Source organism: Streptomyces sp. NPDC111628 (assembly GCF_055635195.1).
This window is the reverse complement of the sequence record NZ_JBVKBZ010000007.1, coordinates 1-19,716: the sequence shown is the minus strand read 5'-3', so window position 1 is coordinate 19,716 and position 19,716 is coordinate 1. Positions and strand designations below refer to the sequence as shown.

Genomic DNA, 19,716 nt, shown 5'->3' with positions numbered 1-19,716 from the left:
CCGGGAGTGGCCCGCGCGGGGGATGCGAGACTTGCCGTATGCCAGTCCTCGACCCGAATCCCCAGCACGGCCAGAAGAAGATGCTGCTCGTCTTCGGCGCCTTCCTCGCGATCTTCGTGATCATCGGCATCATCGCGACGATCGCCTCGCCGTGACCCCGCCCGCCGCGACCCGGTGGTGGGGTTAACCCCCCATCCCTTAGGGGGTGAGGGTCAGGGTCAAGTGGGTGGACCTCCGGATGGGTTGGGCCCCGCGGATTCCGTAACTTCGAGATGTGCCCGCCACAGGCGGGCCGCGGAGCACGGACCAGGGACGCCCGAAGACCAGCGGAGGCAATCATGTCGGCCACTACCCACACCCGGCCTCCCCAGTCGACCCGGGGCGGCGTCGACACCCGGCTGCCCTGGTGGGCCCTCGCCCTGCCCGTGCTCGCCTTCTGCGCGCTGCTCCTGCTGATACTCAATCCCGCCGACGCCCACGCGGCCGCGGAGCAGCCCGCGACGGCCCACCTCCTGGAGCGGCTGGAGCAGCTGACCGGGCGCTGAGCGCCCACCTCGGGCTTCCGCACGCGTCCCGCGGTGAGTCCGCATGTCAACTCCCAGAGCCCCATGGCCTGTTTCATGCGAAGCTGGAAGACATGAGCGTCGCAGAACCCCGCAGGATTGTTCTCTTCCGGCATGCGAAAGCCGACTGGCCACAGGTGACCGACCACGAGCGGCCGCTCGCCGACCGGGGCCGCATGGACGCCGCGGAGGCCGGGCGCCGGCTCGCGGATACCGGCGTGCCCTTCGACCAGGCCCTGTGCTCCACCTCGGCCCGGACCCGCGAAACCTGGAAGCTCGCCGTCCAGGAGTTCCCGCACCGGCCGAAGACCGTCTACGAGGAGCGGATCTACGAGGCCTCGCCCGGCGAGCTGATCGCCGTGCTCAACGAAACCCCCGACGACCTGCGGAACGTGCTGGTGATCGGCCACAACCCGGGCATGGAGGCGCTGACCGAGATCCTGGCCGGCTCGGCCGAGGACGAGGTCCGCGAGCGGATCAACCGCCGGGGCTTCCCGACCGCCGCCTTCGCCGTCCTCACCTTCACGGGCTCCTGGAAGGACGTGGAACCCGGCCGGGCCGCCCTGGTCGACTACTGGGCACCGACCGACTGACCCACCGCCCCCACGCAACAAGGGCCCGGCACCCTCGCGGTCCGGGCCCTCGTCGTGCCGGGCGTCCCCGAGTTCCTCCGCCGGCTCAGAGCCGCTCGGCGGGCAGGCCGAGGCCGTCGCCGAGATCGTCGGCCAGCGTGTCCGCGGCCTCGACCTCCTCGCGGGTGATGCCCAGCAGATAGAGCACCGTGTCGAGGAACGGCACGTTCACCGCGGTGTGCGCCGCCTCGCGCACCACCGGCTTGGCGTTGAAGGCGACCCCGAGTCCGGCCGCGTTCAGCATGTCCAGGTCGTTGGCACCGTCACCGATCGCCACGGTCTGCGACAGCGGTACGCCCGCCGCGGCGGCGAACCGGCGCAGCAGCCGCGCCTTGCCCGCCCGGTCCACGATCTCCCCCGTGACCCGCCCGGTCAGCCTGCCGTCGACGATCTCCAGCGTGTTGGCCTGCGCGAAGTCCAGCCCCAGCTGCTCCTGCAAGGCGTCGGTGACCTGGGTGAAGCCGCCGGAGACGACGCCCACCTGGTAGCCGAGCCGCTTCAGCGTGCGGATCAGGGTGCGGGCACCCGGCGTCAGCCGCACCTCGGCACGCACCTTGTCCACCACCGAGGCGTCAAGCCCCGCCAGCAGGGCCACGCGGGCGTGCAACGACTGCTCGAAGTCCAGCTCCCCGCGCATCGCGGCCGCCGTCACCTCGGCGACCTCGTCCTCGCAGCCGGCGTGCGCGGCGAACAGCTCGATGACCTCGTCCTGGATCAGCGTGGAGTCCACGTCCATCACGACCAGGCGCTGCGCCCGGCGGTGCAGCCCCGCCGCGACGACCGCGATGTCCACCCCGAGCGCCGCGGCCTCGGTGGCCAGCGCCGTGCGCAGCGGTTCGGTCTCCACGCCGGAGACCGCGAACTCGACGGCGGTCACCGGGTACTTGGCCAGCCGGAAGATACGGTCGATGTTGCTCCCGGACTCGGTGATCCGGGCCGCTATGGCGGCGGTCGCCTCCGCGGTGAGCGGGTGTCCGAGCACCGTGACCAGGGAGCGGCCGAACCCGCGCGGCCGGTTGTCGCCGATGCCGGAGATGATCTCCGCCTGCAGCTTCAGCGACTCCGCCCAGCTGTGGACGGTCGCCCGCAGATCGCCCTCCAGACCACGGGGCGGCTCGGTCACGAGCGCGCACAGCACGATCCGGCCACGGGTGACGACCTGCTCGATGTCGACGACATCGACCGAGTACGCGGCGAGAGTGTCGAACAGGCCGGCCGTGATGCCGGGCCGGTCCTTGCCGAAGATCTTGACGAGGAGAGTGGGAACGTCAGAGGTCTGCGAAGCGCTCATGGTGCTCCAACCGTATCCGGCACCCCGTGCCGCCCGCGCCTCAGGTCCGACTGGCGGACAGCAACGGCGCTCCTTCCCCCCTGGGCGGCGCCGGAGCGGGGCAGACCGGTGCTAGCCGTCGCGGGGGCGCCGTGGCGGTGCGGGTGGCGGGGGCGGCGGGGGAGGAGGGCCCTCGCCCCAGGGCCGGGGCCGCGGGGGCCGTTCTCCCGGCCCCGGCGGCCGGCGCGGCGTCCCCGGGGGCGGACCCAGCGGCCCGGCCACCGTGGGGGCGCCGTACACGTCGCCGTCGGACCGGCGATCCGTCCCGCCGTCCTCCCGGCCCGCCTCGTCGCCGTACTGTCCGGGGCCACCGCTCCGACGGCCCGCGCCGCCGCCTCCCCGCCGCGCCGGGTCCGCCTGCCCCCGCCCCGTGCCGCCGGGCGGCTGTGCGCCGGGCGCCGTATGCCCGGGCCCCGGCGGGGACCCGGCGTCGCGCGGTGGCGGGGCCGACCCCGCCGGGCGGGCGTCTTCGGGTCCGCCCGTTCCCGGTGCCGTGCCGGACCCCGGCCGTCCCGCCCCCTCCCGTGACCGCAGGTAGGGATTGGCGTCCGGGGCGGGCGGCCGGTGCGGCGTACCCGGCCGGTACGGCCCCGAGGCCGGGCCCGCATACGCCCCGTCCCCCGCGCCGCCGCCCTCCCGCCCCGCCCCGGCACTGAGTGCCAAGCCCGTCGCCCGGGCCCCCGCCGCCCCGCTCGCGCACGCCAGCAGCGCCCCCGCGGCACCCGCACCCGCGCCCCAGACGGCACCCAGCAGCAGGGCCGCACCGAGGTGTCCGTGCAGGTCGATGCCCGCGCCGAAGGCGTCGATGCCGAGCACCGACAGGGAGGCGTCCACGGAGACCTCCGTCAGCCGGGCCGACAGCGGCAGCGTCACCGCGGTGGCGACGCCCAGCCGCAGCGCACAGCGCCCGGCGAAGGCGAGGGGACGTGCGGCACCGGGCCCCATCGGCGTCCGCACCGCAGTCAGCACCCCGGCCAGCAGCATCATCAGTGCCGCGGCCACCCCCAGCAGCCACATCCGCCCGTCCAGCTCCGCCAGCCGTCCCAGCGTGACCGGCGTTTCGGTGCCGGAGCCGAGCAGGTCGTCGAGGGGAGCCGGGAGCACCCCGACCAGCTGACCGGTGGCCCGCCCGTCCCACGGCACGAACAGGCCGAGCGGGACGCCGAGCCAGACGCCGTTCGGCGCGCCCAGCAGCGCGGCCCCCGCGATCCGCCGGGGGTGGTCGTCGCCGGTCGCCGCGTACGCCGCCGCCGCGAGACCGGCCGCCACCGCCGTCAGCGCCACCGTGACCAGGGCGGACACGGCCGGCCGCACCACCCGGTGCACGGCCTCGCAGCCGCGCGGCAGGGGAGTGCGGCGCGAGGCCAGCAACGCGATCAGCAGCACCCCCGCGGACCAGACAAGACCGCCCAGCAACGTCGGCGCGGCGTCGACGGTGAACCCGACGGCGGCCCGGGCATCCACGAGGTCACCGACCCGGTCGGGCAGCAGCCCGCCGATGTCGCCGACGTCACCCAGCCCCGGAATCTCCAGCCCGCCGCTCCCGCCCCCGCCGGGCAGGCCGTCGAGCCCGAGCGAGGTGCCGTCGATCGTCACGACGTCGTGCCCCGCCCAGGCCAGGCCACCCGTCATCGCCACGAACAACGCGACCACCGCGCCCGCGCGCGCCAGGAGTTCGGCGGGAGAGACGACGACTCCGGCCGCCCGCAGGGACCGCAGGAAGAAGAACGACAGGAACAGCGCACCGACCAGGCCCACCCCCAGTGGCGTGATCTCGATGGCAGTGTGCGCCTCGGCCCCTTTCAGACCGAACGCGGACACATCACCGGCCGGTGTGACCGAACCACCCGCCCCGAGCGCCACGACCGCCGCGGTCATCGGCCCGAGCGAGCCCGCCGCGTCCGCGTCCAGCAGATGCAGGCCGAGCGCCGCCGTTCCCGCCATGCCGATCAACGCCCAGCTCACGGAGGCGATCGCGGACAGCAGTACGTCGCCCCACGGCACACGGGTGCCGCAGCCCTCGGTTCCGACGCTCGTGGACGCGCTCATGGCAGACCCCCCGATCCGCTGCGCGGTCAGGTTGCCGCGCATGTCCCCCTCGCGTGGAATACCACTCTCCGGGCAGGTTTCAACCCCGTCAACGGGAACGGCCGATGGGTGCCTACGTACTTTTCACAAGGCCCGACTTTCGGTCAGGGCCCCGAGCCTGAAATAGTTCCCCCCGATGTTCGACATCCCTAGACTCCCCGCGACGGGAGCACATCGGGGGACAACTCAGTGGGGCTGGAGTGCCGGAACTCGTACTGGAATCCAATGGACGGACCTGGACGCTCGATCCGTCCCGGTCATACGCGCTAGGACGCGATCCGCAGGGGGAGCTTGTTTTCGACGACGCCAGGGTCTCCTGGCGGCATGCCACGATCAGTTTCAACGGCCGCGGTTGGGTGGTCGAGGACCACGGCAGCACCAACGGCACGTTCGTGCACGGGCAGCGGGTCCAGCAGATGGAGCTCGGCGCCGGCTCGGTGCTGAACCTGGGCAACGCGACCGACGGGCCACGCGTGAGCCTGACCGGCGCACAGGCCCCGGCCGGCGCGCCGCAGGCCCAGCCGCAACACCAACAGCAGCAGCCGTACGCCGCGCAGGGAGCCAACGCGGGCTGGGCCCAGCAGGCGCCGCCCGCGCAGGAGCCGTTCCAGCAGCAGGCGCCGCCGCAGCAGGCACCGCAGCACGGGCAGCAGCACCAGGCCCAGCAGGCCGGCTGGCAGCAGCAACAGCCGCCGCAGCAGGTAGCGCCGCAGCCGCAGCAGGCCGCGCCGCACTTCCCCCAGCAGCAGGGACCAGGCGGCGCGGCGGGGGCGCCACCGGTCCACGGGGACCGCAGCCCGACCACGTTCCACCAGTTCTCGCTCGGCCGCGTCATGCGCATCGGCCGTGCCCTGGAGAACGACCTGGTCGTCTCGGACCTCCAGGTCTCCCGCAACCACGCGGAGTTCCACTCGACGCCCGACGGGCGCATGGAGATCCGCGACCTCGGCTCGCACAACGGCACGTACGTCAACGGTCAGCCGATCGCCAAGGGCGGCTCCCAACTGCTCGGCCCGACCGACATCGTCGGCGTCGGTCACTCGACGTTCCAGATCGTCGGCGACCGGCTCGAGGAGTTCGTCGACACCGGTGAGGTCTCCTTCTCCGCCCGGCACCTGACCGTCACGGTCGACGGCGGCAAGCAGATCCTCAAGGACGTCTCCTTCGGCGTGCCGGAGAAGTCGCTGATCGCGGTCATCGGCCCGTCCGGATCCGGCAAGTCGACCCTGCTCAAGGCGCTGACCGGCTACCGGCCCGCCGACCAGGGCGAGGTCCTCTACGACAACCGGAACCTGTACAAGCAGTTCGCCGAGCTGCGACAGCGCATCGGTCTGGTCCCGCAGGACGACATCCTGCACAAGGAGCTGACCGTCAAGAAGGCCCTGAAGTACGCGGCGAAGCTGCGCTTCCCGGCCGACACCACGGGCGCCGAGCGTGACGCCCGCATAGACGAGGTGCTGCGCGAGCTCAAGCTCGACATCCACAAGGACAAGAAGGTCACGTCCCTGTCCGGCGGTCAGCGCAAGCGCGTCTCCGTCGCCCTGGAGCTGCTCACCAAGCCGTCGCTGATCTTCCTGGACGAGCCGACCTCCGGTCTCGACCCGGGCATGGACCGTGACGTCATGCAGCTGCTGCGCGGTCTCGCCGACGACGGCCGTACCGTCCTCGTCGTCACCCACTCGGTGGCCGAGCTGGCGACCTGCGACAAGCTCCTTGTGATGGCGCCGGGCGGTTCCGTGGCCTACTTCGGCCCGCCCGAGGAGGCGCTGAACTTCTTCGGCTACGACACCTGGGCCGACGTCTTCTCCGCCTTCGAGAACTACCGCGACTACGACTGGGCGGGCCGCTGGAAGGGCTCGCAGCACTACCAGATGTACGCCGCGGACCTCGACGCCGTCGCACCGCAGTCCGTACAGGTGCCGCCCATGCAGGCGATGCGGCCGCCGAAGCCGCAGGGCTGGATGTCGCAGTTCGTCACGCTGGTGCGGCGTTACACGTCGGTGATCGCCTCCGACAAGGGCTTCCTGGCCCTGATGGTGATCCTGCCGGCCGTGCTGGGCGCGGTGAGCCTGCTCATCGACGCGGACAAGGGCCTGCTGCCCAACCCCGCGAACCCGCAGACCGGCCGGATCATCCCGAACGGCACCGCCACCACGGTCCTGCTGATCCTCGCGGTCGGCGCCTGCTTCGCCGGTGCCGCGAACTCGGTCCGTGAGCTGATCAAGGAACGGGTGATCTACGAGCGGGAACGCGCGACGGGCCTGTCCCGGTCCGCGTACCTGATGTCCAAGGTCTTCGTGCTCGGCGTGATCACGGTGTTCCAGGGCCTGCTGGTCGGCGTGATCGGCTTCGTCAACCGCGAGATCCCGAAGGAGGGGCTGGTCCTCGGGGGGATGACACTCGTCGAGCTGTCCCTGCCGATCATGGCCCTCGGCTTCACCTCGATGATGTTCGGCCTGGTCATCTCCTCGCTGGTGAAGACCGCCGAGAAGACCATGCCGCTGCTGGTGATGTTCGCGATCATCCAGGTCGTCTTCACCGGCTGCCTCTTCGCCCTGAACGGCGCGGTCGGCGTCAACCAGTTCTCGTACCTGATGCCCTCGCGCTGGGCGGTCGCCGCGGCCGGTGCCACGCTGGACTTCAACAAGATCAGCCCGCCCGAGAAGGGCGCCGAGGCCGACCCGCTGTGGGAGCACACCGTGGGCGCCTGGGGCATGGACATGGCCGCGCTGATCGTCCTCGGCGTGATCTGCGGCTTCTTCGTCGCCCGCTTCCTGCGCCGGCACGAACCCGAGGTCATGCGCAAGTAGGCCGAGGTCCGGCGGGCCCGCAGGCCCGGCCCGCACGCCCCGAAGGGCGGCACCCCGTCAGGAGGGTGCCGCCCTTCGGCGTACGGTGCGGCGTCGGCGACGTCGTGAAGAGGTCCGCGCCGACCTCAGTACGCGCTGTCGACGTTGTCCATGGTGCCGTACTTGTCCGCGGCGTAGTTGCACGCGGCGACGATGTTGGCGACCGGGTCGTAGATGTTCTTCGAGGTGCCGGCGACGTGGTAGGCCGCGAACGTCGGCGGGATGACCTGGAGCAGGCCCTTCGACGGGATGCCGTTGATGGCGTTGATGTCCCAGTCGTTGATGGCCTTCGGGTTGCCGGAGGACTCCCGCATGATGTTGCGGTGGATGCCCTCGTAGGTTCCGGGGATGCCGTGCTTCTTCATGATGGCCCGGGCCTCGCGGATCCAGCCGTCGAGGTTGTTCGGGTAGGACTTCGGCGCGGCCTTCTTGACCTCGGTGCGCTGGGCGGAGCGGCTGGTGCTCTCCTTCGCCTCACGCTTGGCGGCGGCCTTCTTGGCAGCTGCCTTCTTCTCGGCGGTCGTCTTCTTGGCGGCCGCCTCCTTCTTGGCCTCGATGGCGGCGACCTTCTGGCTCGCGCCGGCGAGCTGGCCGGTGACACCGGCGTGCACGTCCTGGATCTGCTTGGTGCTGTACGCCACCTTGGCCGTCGGAGCGGCCTCGCTCGTGGTCGTCGTCTGGCCGCTGGCCGGGACGGCGGTGAGGGCGACGGCGGCGGCGCCGAGCGCGCCGACACCGGCGATCGCGGCCTTCTGGGTGCGGTTCAGGGAACGACTGCGACCACGGGGAAGGATGTTCTTGAGCATGGCGGGATAGACCTCTTCGAATAGCGCGGAGGTCGCTCTCGTCCGGCGGGGACAGTTGGTGCTTCCGGCACAAACGCCGCGGGGGAGAACCCACGGCGCTGAGCGACGAGAGCAATTGTTAGCGGCCGCAAAATCCGGAGGCAAAGGTGTGACGTACGAAGCCGGGTAGTGGATCAGGGAACGGCAAAGCGGGGCAGACTGGACCATCTGCCCCGCTCAAAACGGACGAGTCGTTCTCCTACTCCCCTTCGTACGTGACGTGCGCCCTATGCTCGGGCTCACATCGACCCCCCACTTTTCTCACTGTTAGTTGCTGAAGCAATGCGATGTGTGAGTGGGTGTGCGCCGCCCTCCTACGGCAGGAGGAGATGGGCGTCCCCGAACTCGTGCCACAGGTAGCGCCGCCGCACCGCCGCCTCGTACCCGCGGTCGATCGCCGCCCGCCCGGCCACCGCCTCCAGCATCAGCAGGTGCGAGGCCTCGGGCTCGTGCAACCCCGTCAGCAGGCCGTCCACCACCCGCACCCCGCGCTCCGGCGTCACCACCAGATCGGTCCACCCGGCCCGCGCCCGTACGACTCCGTCGGCCCCGGCCGCCGACTCCACCGCGCGCACGGCCGTCGTCCCCACCGCCACCACCCGCCCGTCACCGGCGCGCACGGCGTTGATCAGCCGTGCCGACGCCCGAGACACGGCGAACCGCTCCGGATAGGGCGGCTCGTGCGACTCGGCCGAGGCCACCCCCGTGTGCAGCGTCACCGGCGCGAACTGAACCCCGCGGCTCACCAGCTCCGCCACCAGCCGCGCCGTGAAGGGCCGCGCCGCGCTCGGCATCTCCGCACTGCCCGTCCCGTCCGCGTACGGCAGCGCGAACACCGTCTGGTAGACGGACAGCGGCTGGTCCCGCTCCGTGTAGGAGTACCGAATGGGCCGCCCGTGCTCCCGCAGCAGCGCGGGCACCTCCGTCCCCGACACCCGCGCCCACCACAACCGCTCCCCGCGCGCACTCAGCGGCTCCTCCAGCACCAGTCGCGCACCACCCGGCAGGCGCACCTTCGTCCCCGCCGGGCCACCGCACCCGCGTGCCTCCACACCCTCCGCACGCGCGCGCGGGACGCCCGTCACCTCCGCTGCTTCCGCACGCGCGCGCGTGGTGCCCCTCCCGTCCGGTTCCCGCAGCTCCACCGCCCACCGGCCGTCGTCCGCGCGCGTGGAGAAGTGCACCACCACGCGCGCGTGCCCGACCCGGCCGTCCACCGCGGCGGCCAGCGTGGGCGACGTGTTCACCACCAGCAGATCACCGGCCCGCAGCAGACCCGGCAGCTCCGCGAACCCGTGGTGCGACACCTCCGTGCCCCGCGACACCAGCAGCCGTACGCCGTCCCGGTCGAGCCCCGTCCCCCGCTGCTCGACCGGCACCCGGGCCGACAGCTCCTCCGGTACCCGCACCGCCAGGGGCGACATCACCGCGCCTCCAGCAGCGCCGGAGCCCCGTAGCGCCCGCTCGCCGGACGCTCGTCCAGCAGCCGCAGCAGCCCCGGCACGACACTCGCCGGATCCGGCCGCGGGTCCTCGTCGTCCGGCACGGCGGCCGCGTACAGATCCGTGGCCATGTCCCCCGGATCCACCGCCCAGACCCGCAGCCCCGGCTCCTCGGCCCCCAGCACCGCCGCCAGCTGGTCCAGGGCCGCCTTGGACGCCCCGTAGCCGCCCCACGTCTCGTACGCCTCGGCGGCCGCGTCCGAGCTGATCGTGACGACCGCGCCCGCGGGGGCCGCCCGCAGCAGCGGCAGCGCCTCACGGATGAGGCCCAGCGCGGCCACCACGTTCACCTCCAGGGCACGCCGTAGCCCTTCCAGGGGCAGCTCCGCCAGCCGCACCAGCGGCTCGGCACCCAGCGCGCTCGCGTTGCTGACCAGCAGATCCACGCCGCCCAGCCGCCGGGCCTCCGTCACCAGCCCCGTCCGGTGCCAGGAGTCGCTGACGTCGCCGGGCAGCGCAGCCACGCGCGTGCCGTACACCTCCAGCCCCCTCGCCGTCTCCTTGAGAACCTCGGGACTCCTGGCGTCCAGCACCAGGTCCCACCCCCGTGCCGCCAGGGCCTCGGCGAGTGCCCGGCCCAGCCCCTTGGACGCCCCCGTGATGATCGCAACCGGCATGACACCCGTCCCCTTCGTCGTTCCCGCCGTCCGTTCGGCCGGCGGGATCCTCAACGTAGGAACCGGCCGCCGCCCCCCGCCTCGGGCACGGGCCGCAACGTCCAGGGGCCCTTCGGCCTAGGCCCGACGGACGGGACTCCGGACCTAGTCCCACCGCCCTAGGCGAGGCCCGTCACCGGGCCGATCCCACCCCCACCCGCCGCGGGTACCGTGAGGACATGAGCCACGGCCCCCGGTCCGGCCTCACCGCGGTGAGTTCCGCGCTGCTGGCCATGAGCAGGCATCTCGAGGTGCGCGACGTCCTCAAGACGATCGTCGCCTCGGCCCGCGAGCTGCTCGACGCCCAGTACGCAGCCCTCGGCGTCCCCGACGACCACGGCGGCTTCGCCCAGTTCGTGGTCGACGGCGTCAGCGACGAGCAGTGGAAGGCCATCGGCCCGCTGCCGCGCCAGCACGGCATCCTCGCCGCGATGCTCCACGAGGCCACCCCCGAACGTCTCGGCGACGTCCGCAAGGACCCCCGCTTCGGCGGCTGGCCCTCCGCCCACCCCGACCTGGTCGACTTCCTCGGCCTGCCGATCCGCGACGGCGACGAGGTCATCGGTGCCCTGTTCCTGGCCAACAAGCTGCGCCCTGTGGGGGGAGACCCCCCACACCCCCCGTGTCCGAAGCCGGAAGGCACCTGCGGCTTCACCCAGGACGACGAGGAACTGCTCGGCATCCTCGCCCAGCACGCCGCGATCGCCCTCACCAACGCGCGCCTGTACGAGCGCAGCCGTGAGCTGACCATCGCCGAGGAACGCTCCCGCCTCGCCCACGAACTGCACGACGCGGTCAGCCAGAAGCTCTTCTCCCTGCGCCTGACCGCCCAGGCAGCCACCGCCCTGGTCGACCGCGACCCCGCGCGCGCCAAGGACGAGCTGCACCAGGTCGCCACCCTGGCCGCCGAGGCCGCCGACGAGCTGCGCGCCGCCGTCGTCGAGCTGCGCCCCGCCGCCCTGGAGGAGGACGGCCTGGTCGCCACCCTGCGCACCCAGATCCAGGTCCTCGACCGGGCCCACGCCGCCCGCGTCACCTTCACCGGCCACGGCGTCAAAGCCCTGCCGGCCGCCCAGGAGGAGGCCATGCTGCGCGTGGCCCAGGAGGCACTGCACAACGCACTGCGCCACTCCGGGGCCGAACAGGTCGAGGTGACCCTGCACCGGCGGGGCACCGGAACCGTCCTGCGCGTCACCGACGACGGCGGCGGCTTCGACCCGCGCACGGTACGCCGCGCCGGACGCCACCTCGGCCTGGTCTCGATGCGTGACCGGGCCAGCGGCACCGGCGGCCGGCTCACCGTGCGGTCCGCGCCCGGCGAGGGCACCACGATCGAGATGGAGGTTCCCGGTGGCTGACGTGATCAAGGTGCTGCTCGTCGACGACCACCAGGTGGTCCGCCGGGGACTGCGCACCTTCCTGGAGGTACAGGACGACATCGAGGTGGTCGGCGAGGCGGCGGACGGCGCCGAGGGCGTCGACCGCGCCCAGGAGCTGAAGCCCGACGTGATCCTCATGGACGTCAAGATGCCGGGCATGGACGGCGTCGACGCGCTGCGCAGGCTCCGGGAGCTGGACAACCACGCGCGCGTGCTGGTCGTCACCAGCTTCACCGAGCAGCGCACCGTGGTCCCGGCCCTGCGGGCGGGAGCCGCCGGGTACGTGTACAAGGACGTCGACCCCGACGCGCTGGCCGGCGCCATCCGCTCCGTCCACGCCGGGCACATCCTGCTCCAGCCCGAGGTCGCGGGCGCCCTCCTGAGCCAGGAGGAGAGCAGCTCGGGGCCGGGCAGGGCGGGCTCCCTCACGGAGCGGGAGCGCGAGGTGCTGGGCCTGATAGCGGACGGCCGCTCCAACCGGGAGATCGCGCGTGCGCTCGTCCTCTCCGAGAAGACGGTGAAGACCCACGTCTCGAACATCCTGATGAAACTCGACCTCGCGGACCGCACCCAGGCCGCCCTGTGGGCCGTGCGCCACGGTGTGGCCGGCTGACCGCGACCGACTGCCCCGGTACGCGGCACGGCGGCGGAGGGTTCCCCTCCGGTCGGAGATTCATACCGTCGTGGGAATGTCCCCCATATGGCGCATCCTTCGAGGGGCCCGGCCGTTCTCCAGTGCGTGCTGCGGCGACTGCCGCGGCGATCGCAAGGAGGGCTTGTAAGTGAAGAACCTGAAGAAGGCAGCGGCCGTGACGATGGTGACCGGCAGCCTGATCGCCGCCGGCGCGGGCATGGCCTCCGCCACCGACGGCGGCGCCCACGCCCACGGCAAGGCCGTCGGCTCCCCGGGCGTCGCCTCCGGCAACCTGGTCCAGGCGCCGATCCACATCCCGGTCAACGCCGTAGGCAACAGCGTCAACGTCATCGGCCTCCTGAACCCGGCCTTCGGCAACCTGGGCGTCAACCACTGACGTCGGTCGCAAACGATGCCTGCGGCCTCCCGGGACCACTGGGAGGCCGCATCGGCATGACACAGCCCGTCCGGCGATTGAGGACGAGGCCGTTCAGGCCGAAAGCGGGGGTCCGGGGGCGCAGCCCCCGGGACGGTCACACCAGCACGGAGCACAGGCCGGAGAAAGGGTCACCGCATCCCCCGCTCCACCACAACGGAGTTGTACGCCGCGACCTGCGCCCGCCGAGCCACCCGCTCCACCGGCCTGAGCGCATCCCCCCGCGCCGCCATCTCGGACGCGCTCACCGCACCCCCGTGCCCGTTCTCGGACGCCAGCGACACCAGCACCCCCACCCGCTGCGCCAACTCCAGCACCCGCACCGCCCGCGGCGGATACCCCGGCGCCAGCACCTCGCGCCCCCGCTCCGCCCGCGCCCGGTAAGCAGCGACCGCCGCCTCCGCCACCGGCCCCGACCCGGCGACATCCAGCCGCGTCAGCACCTCCGTGGCGTCCCGCAGCGCCTCCGCCAACTCCCGCTCAGCCTCCCCGAGCGAGGGCACGTCCGCCGGCGGCGCCTCCCGCACCGGCAGGCAGTGCCAGACGACCTCGACGTGCACGTCCCCCTCGGGCCCCGCCTCGTACACCTCCGGCACCAGCCCCAGCGCGGCCCCCTCACAGATCACCGCCTCCTCGGCCTCCAACGCCCGCGCGTTGAACTCCGGCGGCCCGCTCAGCCCCAGCGGATGCCCCGGCGCGGGCAGCGCGACCCGCAGCCCGGCCGCCCCGAGCGCCCGCAGCCGCCCCAGCGCCAGCGTGAGACCGACCGGCGCGTCTTCACCCGGCAGCCCCTCCACCCGGTGCACCGCGTCCTCGCCCACGATCGCGACCGCGGCGTCGTCCGGCGAGACCATATGGGCAATAAGGGCATTTCCCCAGGCGGCAAGGCGCCCTGCGCGTGGTTCCGAGAGCATGCCCCCACCCTAAGGACCGGACCGATGGAACGGTTACGCCGACCGGTGGCGTAGATTTCCTGGAGGGGCCTGCGCCCACCGGCGCCGCGGCCCGAGTCACAGGTGTACGCGACAGCCGAGACCGGCCACAATGCAAGGGGAGACAACGCGCTCATGAGCGATGTTCTGGAGCTTCAGGACGTAACCGTGGTCCGCGAGGGCCGGGCTCTGGTGGACCAGGTCTCCTGGTCGGTCAAGGAGGGCGAGCGCTGGGTCATCCTCGGTCCCAACGGCGCCGGCAAGACCACCCTCCTCAATGTCGCGTCCAGCTACCTCTACCCGAGCAGCGGCACCGCCACCATCCTCGGCGAGACCCTCGGCAAGCCCGGCACCGACGTCTTCGAACTGCGCCCGCGCATCGGCGTCGCCGGCATCGCCATGGCCGACAAGCTGCCCAAGCGCCAGACCGTCCTGCAGACCGTGCTCACCGCCGCGTACGGCATGACCGCCGGCTGGCAGGAGGAGTACGAGGACATCGACGAGCAGCGCGCCCGCGCCTTCCTCGACCGCCTCGGCATGACCGAGTACCTGGACCGCAGGTTCGGCACCCTCTCCGAGGGCGAGCGCAAGCGCACCCTGATCGCCCGCGCCCTGATGACCGACCCCGAGCTGCTCCTCCTCGACGAGCCCGCCGCCGGCCTCGACCTCGGCGGCCGCGAGGACCTCGTCCGCCGTCTCGGCCGACTGGCCCGCGACCCCATCGCGCCCTCCATGATCATGGTGACCCACCACGTGGAGGAGATCGCGCCGGGCTTCACCCACGTCCTGATGATCCGTCAGGGCAAGGTCCTGGCCGCCGGACCACTCGAGCTCGAACTCACCTCCCGCAACCTGTCCCTCTGCTTCGGACTCCCGCTCGTCGTCGAGCAGGCCGGGGAGCGGTGGACCGCCAAGGGGCTTCCGCTGTCCTGACCCGCCCCACGTGCGCCCTGTCCCCGGCGTCCCCGTCGGATCTACCATGACAGCGTGAACGACATCGACGCATGGGTGTGGTGGCTCGTCGCCGCGGCAGCGCTCGGGATTCCGCTAGTCGTGACCGCGATGCCGGAGTTCGGGATGTTCGCCGTCGGCGCGGTCGCCGCCGCCGTCGCCTCCGGACTGGGCGCGGACCTCGTCGTCCAGGTACTCGTCTTCGTCATCGTCTCGGTCGCCCTCATCGCCGTCGTGCGGCCCATCGCCGCCCGGCACCGCTCCCAACAGCCCCAACTGGCCACGGGAGTGGACGCCCTGAAGGGCAGACAGGCCGTCGTCCTGGAGCGGGTCGACGGTGCCGGCGGCCGGATCAAACTCGCCGGGGAGGTCTGGTCGGCACGCGCCCTGGACACCGGGCGCGCCTTCGAGCCGGGCGAGGAAGTGGACGTGGTGGAGATCGACGGGGCCACGGCCGTCATCATGTGACCCCGCCGTGCACAAGTGGCCCGAACGGCCTCCGCGTCGCGCGACGGTCTGTCAGACTCGACCAGCAAGATCCTCAACAGTCGTAAGATCAGCAGTAGTCAGGGTCAGCCAGGTCAACGGATCTGGTCAATAGGATCTGCCGGAGCGCCGAGGCGGAGAAGGGGACGGACACCCACGATGGAACCGGTCATCATCGTCCTGATCATCCTGGTGGTGTTGGTCTTCATCGCCCTGATCAAAACCATCCAGGTCATCCCGCAGGCCAGCGCCGCCATCGTCGAGCGCTTCGGCCGCTACACGCGAACCCTCAACGCGGGCCTCAACATCGTGGTCCCGTTCATCGACACCATCCGCAACCGCATCGACCTGCGCGAACAGGTCGTCCCCTTCCCGCCGCAGCCGGTCATCACCCAGGACAACCTGGTCGTCAACATCGACACCGTCATCTACTACCAGGTGACCGACGCCCGCGCCGCGACCTACGAGGTCGCCAGCTACATCCAGGCCATCGAGCAGCTCACCGTCACCACCTTGCGCAACATCATCGGTGGCATGGACCTGGAACGGACCCTGACCTCCCGCGAGGAGATCAACGCGGCCCTGCGCGGCGTCCTCGACGAGGCCACCGGCAAGTGGGGCATCCGCGTCAACCGCGTCGAACTCAAGGCCATCGAACCGCCCACCTCCATCCAGGACTCGATGGAGAAGCAGATGCGCGCCGACCGTGACAAGCGCGCCGCGATCCTCCAGGCCGAAGGTGTCCGGCAGTCCGAGATCCTGCGCGCCGAGGGCGAGAAGCAGTCCCAGATCCTGCGCGCCGAAGGTGAGGCCAAGGCCGCCGCCCTGCGCGCGGAGGGCGAGGCCCAGGCCGTCCGCACGGTCTTCGAGGCCATTCACGCCGGCGACCCGGACCAGAAGCTGCTCTCCTACCAGTACCTCCAGATGCTCCCGAAGATCGCGGAGGGCGACGCCAACAAACTCTGGATCGTCCCCAGCGAAATCGGCGACGCCCTCAAGGGCCTCTCCGGCGCCATGGGCAACCTCGGCGGCCTGGGCGGCGGTTCGGGCAGCGGCAACGGCGGCGCGAGCGTCCCGGCCCAGGAACGCCGAGAGAAGCCGACGATCGACTGACGGCACTCACTGGATGCCGGGCGACTGACGCGCCCCTTAAGGGGCGCGGGGCTGTGTCGATGTGCGGCTCCGCCGCGTGGGCGCGACCAGCCACGAACGGCCCGCACTCGGGGCAGAAAACCCAGGCCCCGACGGCCCAGCCGTCACGCAGCGTCCAGAACCAACCACTCCGGCAGCGCAGCGAAGTCGTCCCGAGCCAGCGCCAGCAACATCGCATCGGCGGGAGTCGGCTCGAACGGCTCCCGAAGCAACGGCATCCCCGCCTGCTCCGGCGTCCGGTTCGCCTTGCGGTGATTGTCCTCCGCACACGAGGCCACCGTGTTCAGCCAGGTGTCCTGACCCCCGTGCGACCGCGGCACCACGTGGTCGACGGTCGTCGCCCGCCGCCCGCAGTACGCGCACCGGTGCCGGTCCCGGACCAGCACCCCCCGCCTCGACCACGGAGCCCGTCTTCGGAACGGCACCCGCACGTACTGGCACAGCCTGATCACCCGCGGCGCGGGTATGTCGAGCGCGGCTCCGCGCATGCGCAGCGAGGGGTGGGCCTGCTCGACGACGGCCTTGTCCTGGAGCACCAGAACGACGGCTCGATTCAACGTCACCGTCGACAACGGCTCGAAGCTCGCGTTCAGCACCAGCGTGTCCCGCATACCAGCCCACCTCCCGTGCGCACCGGCCCACCCCCTGGCGGGCTGGGATCAACTCTGGCCGGGCACGCCGAGATGGACAACGCAATATAAAGATGCCCGCCCCTGATCCATTCCAAGACCAGGGGCGGGCAAACGTTCCATGAACGCTCAGCTGGGTCAGCTGTCGGCGGGCACCTCGTACTCACCGATCAGGTGGGCGCGCGCGATCGTGTGGAACCGCAGATTGAAGCCGACGAAGGCGGGGGTGCCGTCCGCGTCCGGTCCGAGCTTCTCCTGGTCCACGGCGTACACCGTGAACACATACCGGTGCGGGCCGTCCCCGGGCGGCGGCGCGGCCCCGCCGAAGTCCTTGCTGCCGTAGTCGTTGCGCGCCTGTACGGCACCCGGCGGCAGCCCCTCGAACGTGCCACTGCCCGCCCCCGCCGGCAGCTCGGTCACCGAGGCCGGGATGTCGAACACCACCCAGTGCCAGAACCCGCTGCCCGTCGGGGCGTCCGGGTCGTAGCACGTCACGGCGAAGCTCTTGGTCTCGGCCGGGAAACCTTCCCACCGCAGCTGCGGCGAGGTGTTCCCGGCCGCGTGGACCTGAGCGTCCTTGAGCGTCCCGCCCTCCTGCACGTCCTCACTCGTGACGGTGAACGACGGGACGGGCGGGTGGAAGTCATGGGGGAGCGGACGCCGCTTCAGCTCGGTCACCTCGGTACCTCCTGAATGGTCTGGTGCAGAGATGACCGAGCCTAGATCTTCTAGAACCAGTTGCGCTTGCTGCCGACCTCGGAGAGCCACTGGTTGAGGTACGCCGTCCAGTCGGTGCCCTGGTAGTCGTTCAGCCCGACCTTGAAGGAGCGGAACGTGTCGCTGCCCTCGCTGAACAGTCCGGGCTTCTTGTCCATCTCCAGCACGACGTCCATCGCCTGCGCGTCGGCCACGAAGCTCAGCTCGACCTGGTTCAGCCCGCGGTACTGCTGCGGCGGGAAGAACTCGATCTCCTGGTAGAAGGGCAGCTGCTGCCGCGTACCCCGGATGTGGCCCCGCTCCATGTCCGCGCTCTTGAAGCGGAAGCCCAGGCCGATGAACGCGTCCAGGATCGCCTTCTGCGCCGGCAGCGGATGCACGTTGATGGCGTCCAGGTCACCGGAGTCCACGGCGCGCGCGATCTCCAGCTCCGTGGTGACGCCGATGTTCATCCCGCGCAGCGACTGCCCGTCGATCATGGTGATCGGCGTCTCCCACGGGATCTCGAGCCCGAAGGGCACCGCGTGCACCACTCCGGCCTTCAGCTCGAAGGCACCACCGAGGCGCACCTTGGTGAACTCGATGTCCTGCTTGTACTCCTGGTCGCCGCTCTCCACCTCGACCTTGGCCTGGAGCCCGACCGACAGCCCCTCGATCTCCTGGTCGACGGACCCTCCCTGGATCCGCACCTCGCCCTGGACGACACCCCCCGGGACGACGTTGCCCTCGCTCAGCACGGTCTCGACGGAAGCCCCGCCGGCCCCCAGGCTCGCGAGCAGCTTCTTGAACGCCATGTCTCTCCCTCTCCAGGCTTACGTGTGGATCCTCGACCCATACAAACGCGATCCGACCGTGGCCGGTTCCGCGCCCCACACCCTGGCAAGGCGGACGCTCCCTGACCACCCCGCGCACGGTCCCGGCTGCGTTACGCTCGGACGGCATGATCGCGAGCCCCGACCGTACGCCCCTGCCCAGGGAATTCTTCGACCGCCCCGTCCTCGAGGTGGCCCCCGACCTCCTGGGCCGCATCCTGGTGCGCACCACCCCGGACGGTCCGATCGCCCTCCGCCTGACGGAGGTGGAGGCCTACGACGGTCAGAACGACCCCGGCTCCCACGCCTACCGCGGTCGCACCCCTCGCAACGAGGTGATGTTCGGTCCTCCCGGACATGTGTACGTCTACTTCACCTACGGCATGTGGTTCTGCATGAACCTGGTGTGCGGTCCAGAGGGCAGGTCGAGCGCGGTTCTGCTCCGTGCCGGCGAGATCATCGAGGGGGCCGAGCTGGCCCGGACCCGTCGGCTCTCCGCCCGCAATGACAAGGAACTGGCCAAAGGCCCGGCCCGTCTCGCCACCGCCCTGGGCGTGGACCGCGCGTTGAACGGCACGGACGCGTGCACGTCCCAAGAGACGCCTCTGCGCATCCTGACGGGTACCCCCGTACCCGGTGAGCAGGTACGGAACGGGCCCCGTACCGGTGTGGCCGGCGAAGGCGGCGTGCACCCCTGGCGCTACTGGGTCGCCGACGACCCGACGGTCAGCCCGTATCGGGCCCATGTCCCGAGGAAGCGCCGAAGTTGACTCTCCTTTGGGAGACGCGTAACGTAGCCCGAGCCGCTTGACCCGGGTACGGCAATCGCCTGCAGCCGGAAGCGGCCAACCCACTACTTACGACTTCCCTCAGCGGGAGCGAATTCGGCATGTCCGCATGCCTGAATTCAACTCGCGGGACTCGATTATGAGTCCACGGAGAGATCGGCTAACGTAGTGAATGTCGAAAGGCCGACGAGCGAAAGCGCGAAGGCATCGACAAATCCCGCCGACAGGGAATCGGATCGAAAAGGATCTGATAGAGTCGGAAACGCAAGACCGAAGGGAAGCGCCCGGAGGAAAGCCCGAGAGGGTGAGTACAAAGGAAGCGTCCGTTCCTTGAG

General features: G+C 71.4%; 19 protein-coding genes and 1 pseudogene. 11 read left to right on the top strand and 9 right to left on the bottom strand.

Translation table 11 applies throughout. The features are described 5' to 3' along the window. Positions 1 to 38 precede the first annotated feature (38 nt). From ACZ7MF_RS32670 to ACZ7MF_RS32660, 3 genes are all read left to right on the top strand, one after another. Positions 39 to 155 carry an SGM_5486 family transporter-associated protein gene (locus ACZ7MF_RS32670; protein ID WP_356861481.1) on the top strand — a complete coding sequence of 39 codons (117 nt, stop codon included), beginning with the start codon at positions 39 to 41 and terminating at the stop codon, positions 153 to 155. A gap of 183 nt (positions 156 to 338) precedes the next feature. Continuing rightward, entirely contained in the window at positions 339 to 545 is a 207-nt protein-coding gene (locus tag ACZ7MF_RS32665) for a hypothetical protein (protein ID WP_471481879.1), read from the top strand. Between the two features lie 92 nt (positions 546 to 637). After that, on the top strand, positions 638 to 1,156 hold the full coding sequence (locus ACZ7MF_RS32660; RefSeq protein WP_159330301.1) for a SixA phosphatase family protein: 519 nt from the start codon (positions 638 to 640) through the stop codon (positions 1,154 to 1,156). Positions 1,157 to 1,241: 85 nt separating this feature from the next. Here the strand turns inward: ACZ7MF_RS32660 and serB are convergent, their stop codons facing one another. Next, positions 1,242 to 2,486 (bottom strand): phosphoserine phosphatase SerB, encoded by a 1,245-nt coding sequence (gene serB, locus ACZ7MF_RS32655; RefSeq protein WP_356861475.1) that lies wholly within the window; start codon positions 2,484 to 2,486, stop codon positions 1,242 to 1,244. Positions 2,487 to 2,597: 111 nt separating this feature from the next. Continuing rightward, positions 2,598 to 4,574: a streptophobe family protein gene (locus tag ACZ7MF_RS32650; protein WP_471481878.1), complete on the bottom strand. Its 1,977-nt coding sequence runs from the start codon at positions 4,572 to 4,574 to the stop codon at positions 2,598 to 2,600. 239 nt (positions 4,575 to 4,813) lie between these two features. On the opposite strand from ACZ7MF_RS32650, the gene ACZ7MF_RS32645 reads away from it, so the two are divergent. Further along, positions 4,814 to 7,423 (top strand): ABC transporter ATP-binding protein/permease, encoded by a 2,610-nt coding sequence (locus ACZ7MF_RS32645; RefSeq protein ID WP_471481877.1) that lies wholly within the window; start codon positions 4,814 to 4,816, stop codon positions 7,421 to 7,423. A gap of 125 nt (positions 7,424 to 7,548) precedes the next feature. Here ACZ7MF_RS32645 and ACZ7MF_RS32640 read toward each other — a convergent pair whose 3' ends face one another. The 3 genes from ACZ7MF_RS32640 to ACZ7MF_RS32630 all read right to left on the bottom strand — a co-directional run bounded on the left by ACZ7MF_RS32640 (position 7,549) and on the right by ACZ7MF_RS32630 (position 10,426). Continuing rightward, positions 7,549 to 8,268, bottom strand: a complete 720-nt coding sequence (locus tag ACZ7MF_RS32640) for a transglycosylase SLT domain-containing protein (RefSeq protein WP_471481876.1) — start codon at positions 8,266 to 8,268, stop codon at positions 7,549 to 7,551. Between the two features lie 353 nt (positions 8,269 to 8,621). Continuing rightward, the gene (locus tag ACZ7MF_RS32635; RefSeq protein WP_471481875.1) at positions 8,622 to 9,731 is read right to left on the bottom strand and encodes an S-adenosylmethionine:tRNA ribosyltransferase-isomerase; all 1,110 of its coding nucleotides are present in this window, start codon (positions 9,729 to 9,731) and stop codon (positions 8,622 to 8,624) included. Beyond that, positions 9,731 to 10,426, bottom strand: a complete 696-nt coding sequence (locus ACZ7MF_RS32630) for an SDR family NAD(P)-dependent oxidoreductase (protein WP_471481874.1) — start codon at positions 10,424 to 10,426, stop codon at positions 9,731 to 9,733. The genes ACZ7MF_RS32635 and ACZ7MF_RS32630 overlap by 1 nt, the downstream gene beginning before the upstream one ends. Before the next feature lie 218 nt (positions 10,427 to 10,644). Between ACZ7MF_RS32630 and ACZ7MF_RS32625 the strand changes: the two genes are divergently transcribed. The 3 genes from ACZ7MF_RS32625 (at position 10,645) to chpE (ending at position 12,875) form a co-directional block, all read left to right on the top strand. Further along, positions 10,645 to 11,823, top strand: coding sequence for a GAF domain-containing sensor histidine kinase (locus ACZ7MF_RS32625; protein WP_471481873.1), 1,179 nt, complete (start codon positions 10,645 to 10,647; stop codon positions 11,821 to 11,823). Then, positions 11,816 to 12,457 carry a response regulator gene (locus ACZ7MF_RS32620; protein ID WP_003977021.1) on the top strand — a complete coding sequence of 214 codons (642 nt, stop codon included), beginning with the start codon at positions 11,816 to 11,818 and terminating at the stop codon, positions 12,455 to 12,457. Before ACZ7MF_RS32625 ends, ACZ7MF_RS32620 begins: the two co-directional genes overlap by 8 nt. Positions 12,458 to 12,626: 169 nt before the next feature. Then, on the top strand, positions 12,627 to 12,875 hold the full coding sequence (gene chpE, locus ACZ7MF_RS32615) for a chaplin ChpE (RefSeq protein ID WP_356861459.1): 249 nt from the start codon (positions 12,627 to 12,629) through the stop codon (positions 12,873 to 12,875). Between the two features lie 170 nt (positions 12,876 to 13,045). Here chpE and ACZ7MF_RS32610 read toward each other — a convergent pair whose 3' ends face one another. Then, positions 13,046 to 13,828, bottom strand: coding sequence for a hypothetical protein (locus ACZ7MF_RS32610; RefSeq protein WP_471481872.1), 783 nt, complete (start codon positions 13,826 to 13,828; stop codon positions 13,046 to 13,048). Positions 13,829 to 13,981: 153 nt separating this feature from the next. Between ACZ7MF_RS32610 and ACZ7MF_RS32605 the strand changes: the two are divergent. From ACZ7MF_RS32605 to ACZ7MF_RS32595, 3 genes and pseudogenes are all read left to right on the top strand, one after another. Next, a pseudogene (locus tag ACZ7MF_RS32605) lies at positions 13,982 to 14,512 on the top strand (ABC transporter ATP-binding protein); the annotation flags it as partial. 321 nt (positions 14,513 to 14,833) lie between these two features. Next, on the top strand, positions 14,834 to 15,265 hold the full coding sequence (locus ACZ7MF_RS32600; protein WP_164270377.1) for an NfeD family protein: 432 nt from the start codon (positions 14,834 to 14,836) through the stop codon (positions 15,263 to 15,265). A gap of 177 nt (positions 15,266 to 15,442) precedes the next feature. Continuing rightward, the gene (locus tag ACZ7MF_RS32595) at positions 15,443 to 16,396 is read left to right on the top strand and encodes an SPFH domain-containing protein (protein ID WP_356861453.1); all 954 of its coding nucleotides are present in this window, start codon (positions 15,443 to 15,445) and stop codon (positions 16,394 to 16,396) included. A 143-nt stretch (positions 16,397 to 16,539) separates the two neighbouring features. On the opposite strand, the gene ACZ7MF_RS32590 is transcribed toward ACZ7MF_RS32595, so the two are convergent. The 3 genes from ACZ7MF_RS32590 to ACZ7MF_RS32580 form a co-directional block, all read right to left on the bottom strand. Next, entirely contained in the window at positions 16,540 to 17,046 is a 507-nt protein-coding gene (locus ACZ7MF_RS32590; protein WP_007388340.1) for an HNH endonuclease, read from the bottom strand. Positions 17,047 to 17,202: 156 nt separating this feature from the next. Beyond that, positions 17,203 to 17,742, bottom strand: coding sequence for a YbhB/YbcL family Raf kinase inhibitor-like protein (locus ACZ7MF_RS32585; protein WP_471481871.1), 540 nt, complete (start codon positions 17,740 to 17,742; stop codon positions 17,203 to 17,205). Positions 17,743 to 17,792: 50 nt separating this feature from the next. Further along, entirely contained in the window at positions 17,793 to 18,575 is a 783-nt protein-coding gene (locus ACZ7MF_RS32580) for a sporulation protein (RefSeq protein WP_471481870.1), read from the bottom strand. A gap of 146 nt (positions 18,576 to 18,721) precedes the next feature. Here ACZ7MF_RS32580 and ACZ7MF_RS32575 point away from each other — a divergent pair, with 146 nt between their 5' ends. Next, a complete protein-coding gene (locus tag ACZ7MF_RS32575) occupies positions 18,722 to 19,363 on the top strand; it encodes a DNA-3-methyladenine glycosylase (RefSeq protein WP_471481869.1) in 642 nt (213 codons plus the stop codon). The last annotated feature ends 353 nt before the right edge of the window (positions 19,364 to 19,716 follow it).

What these genes read in the sequence shown, in the direction of transcription:
- ACZ7MF_RS32650 (WP_471481878.1), bottom strand. Translation starts at nt 4,574, where the DNA reads ATGAGCGCGTCCACGAGCGTCGGAACCGAGGGCTGCGGCACCCGTGTG.
- ACZ7MF_RS32660 (WP_159330301.1), top strand. Translation starts at nt 638, where the DNA reads ATGAGCGTCGCAGAACCCCGCAGGATTGTTCTCTTCCGGCATGCGAAA.
- ACZ7MF_RS32595 (WP_356861453.1), top strand. Translation starts at nt 15,443, where the DNA reads ATGGAACCGGTCATCATCGTCCTGATCATCCTGGTGGTGTTGGTCTTC.
- ACZ7MF_RS32575 (WP_471481869.1), top strand. Translation starts at nt 18,722, where the DNA reads ATGATCGCGAGCCCCGACCGTACGCCCCTGCCCAGGGAATTCTTCGAC.
- ACZ7MF_RS32665 (WP_471481879.1), top strand. Translation starts at nt 339, where the DNA reads ATGTCGGCCACTACCCACACCCGGCCTCCCCAGTCGACCCGGGGCGGC.
- serB (WP_356861475.1), bottom strand. Translation starts at nt 2,486, where the DNA reads ATGAGCGCTTCGCAGACCTCTGACGTTCCCACTCTCCTCGTCAAGATC.
- ACZ7MF_RS32580 (WP_471481870.1), bottom strand. Translation starts at nt 18,575, where the DNA reads ATGGCGTTCAAGAAGCTGCTCGCGAGCCTGGGGGCCGGCGGGGCTTCC.
- ACZ7MF_RS32635 (WP_471481875.1), bottom strand. Translation starts at nt 9,731, where the DNA reads ATGTCGCCCCTGGCGGTGCGGGTACCGGAGGAGCTGTCGGCCCGGGTG.
- ACZ7MF_RS32640 (WP_471481876.1), bottom strand. Translation starts at nt 8,268, where the DNA reads ATGCTCAAGAACATCCTTCCCCGTGGTCGCAGTCGTTCCCTGAACCGC.
- ACZ7MF_RS32610 (WP_471481872.1), bottom strand. Translation starts at nt 13,828, where the DNA reads ATGCTCTCGGAACCACGCGCAGGGCGCCTTGCCGCCTGGGGAAATGCC.
- ACZ7MF_RS32590 (WP_007388340.1), bottom strand. Translation starts at nt 17,046, where the DNA reads ATGCGGGACACGCTGGTGCTGAACGCGAGCTTCGAGCCGTTGTCGACG.
- ACZ7MF_RS32625 (WP_471481873.1), top strand. Translation starts at nt 10,645, where the DNA reads ATGAGCCACGGCCCCCGGTCCGGCCTCACCGCGGTGAGTTCCGCGCTG.
- ACZ7MF_RS32630 (WP_471481874.1), bottom strand. Translation starts at nt 10,426, where the DNA reads ATGCCGGTTGCGATCATCACGGGGGCGTCCAAGGGGCTGGGCCGGGCA.
- ACZ7MF_RS32670 (WP_356861481.1), top strand. Translation starts at nt 39, where the DNA reads ATGCCAGTCCTCGACCCGAATCCCCAGCACGGCCAGAAGAAGATGCTG.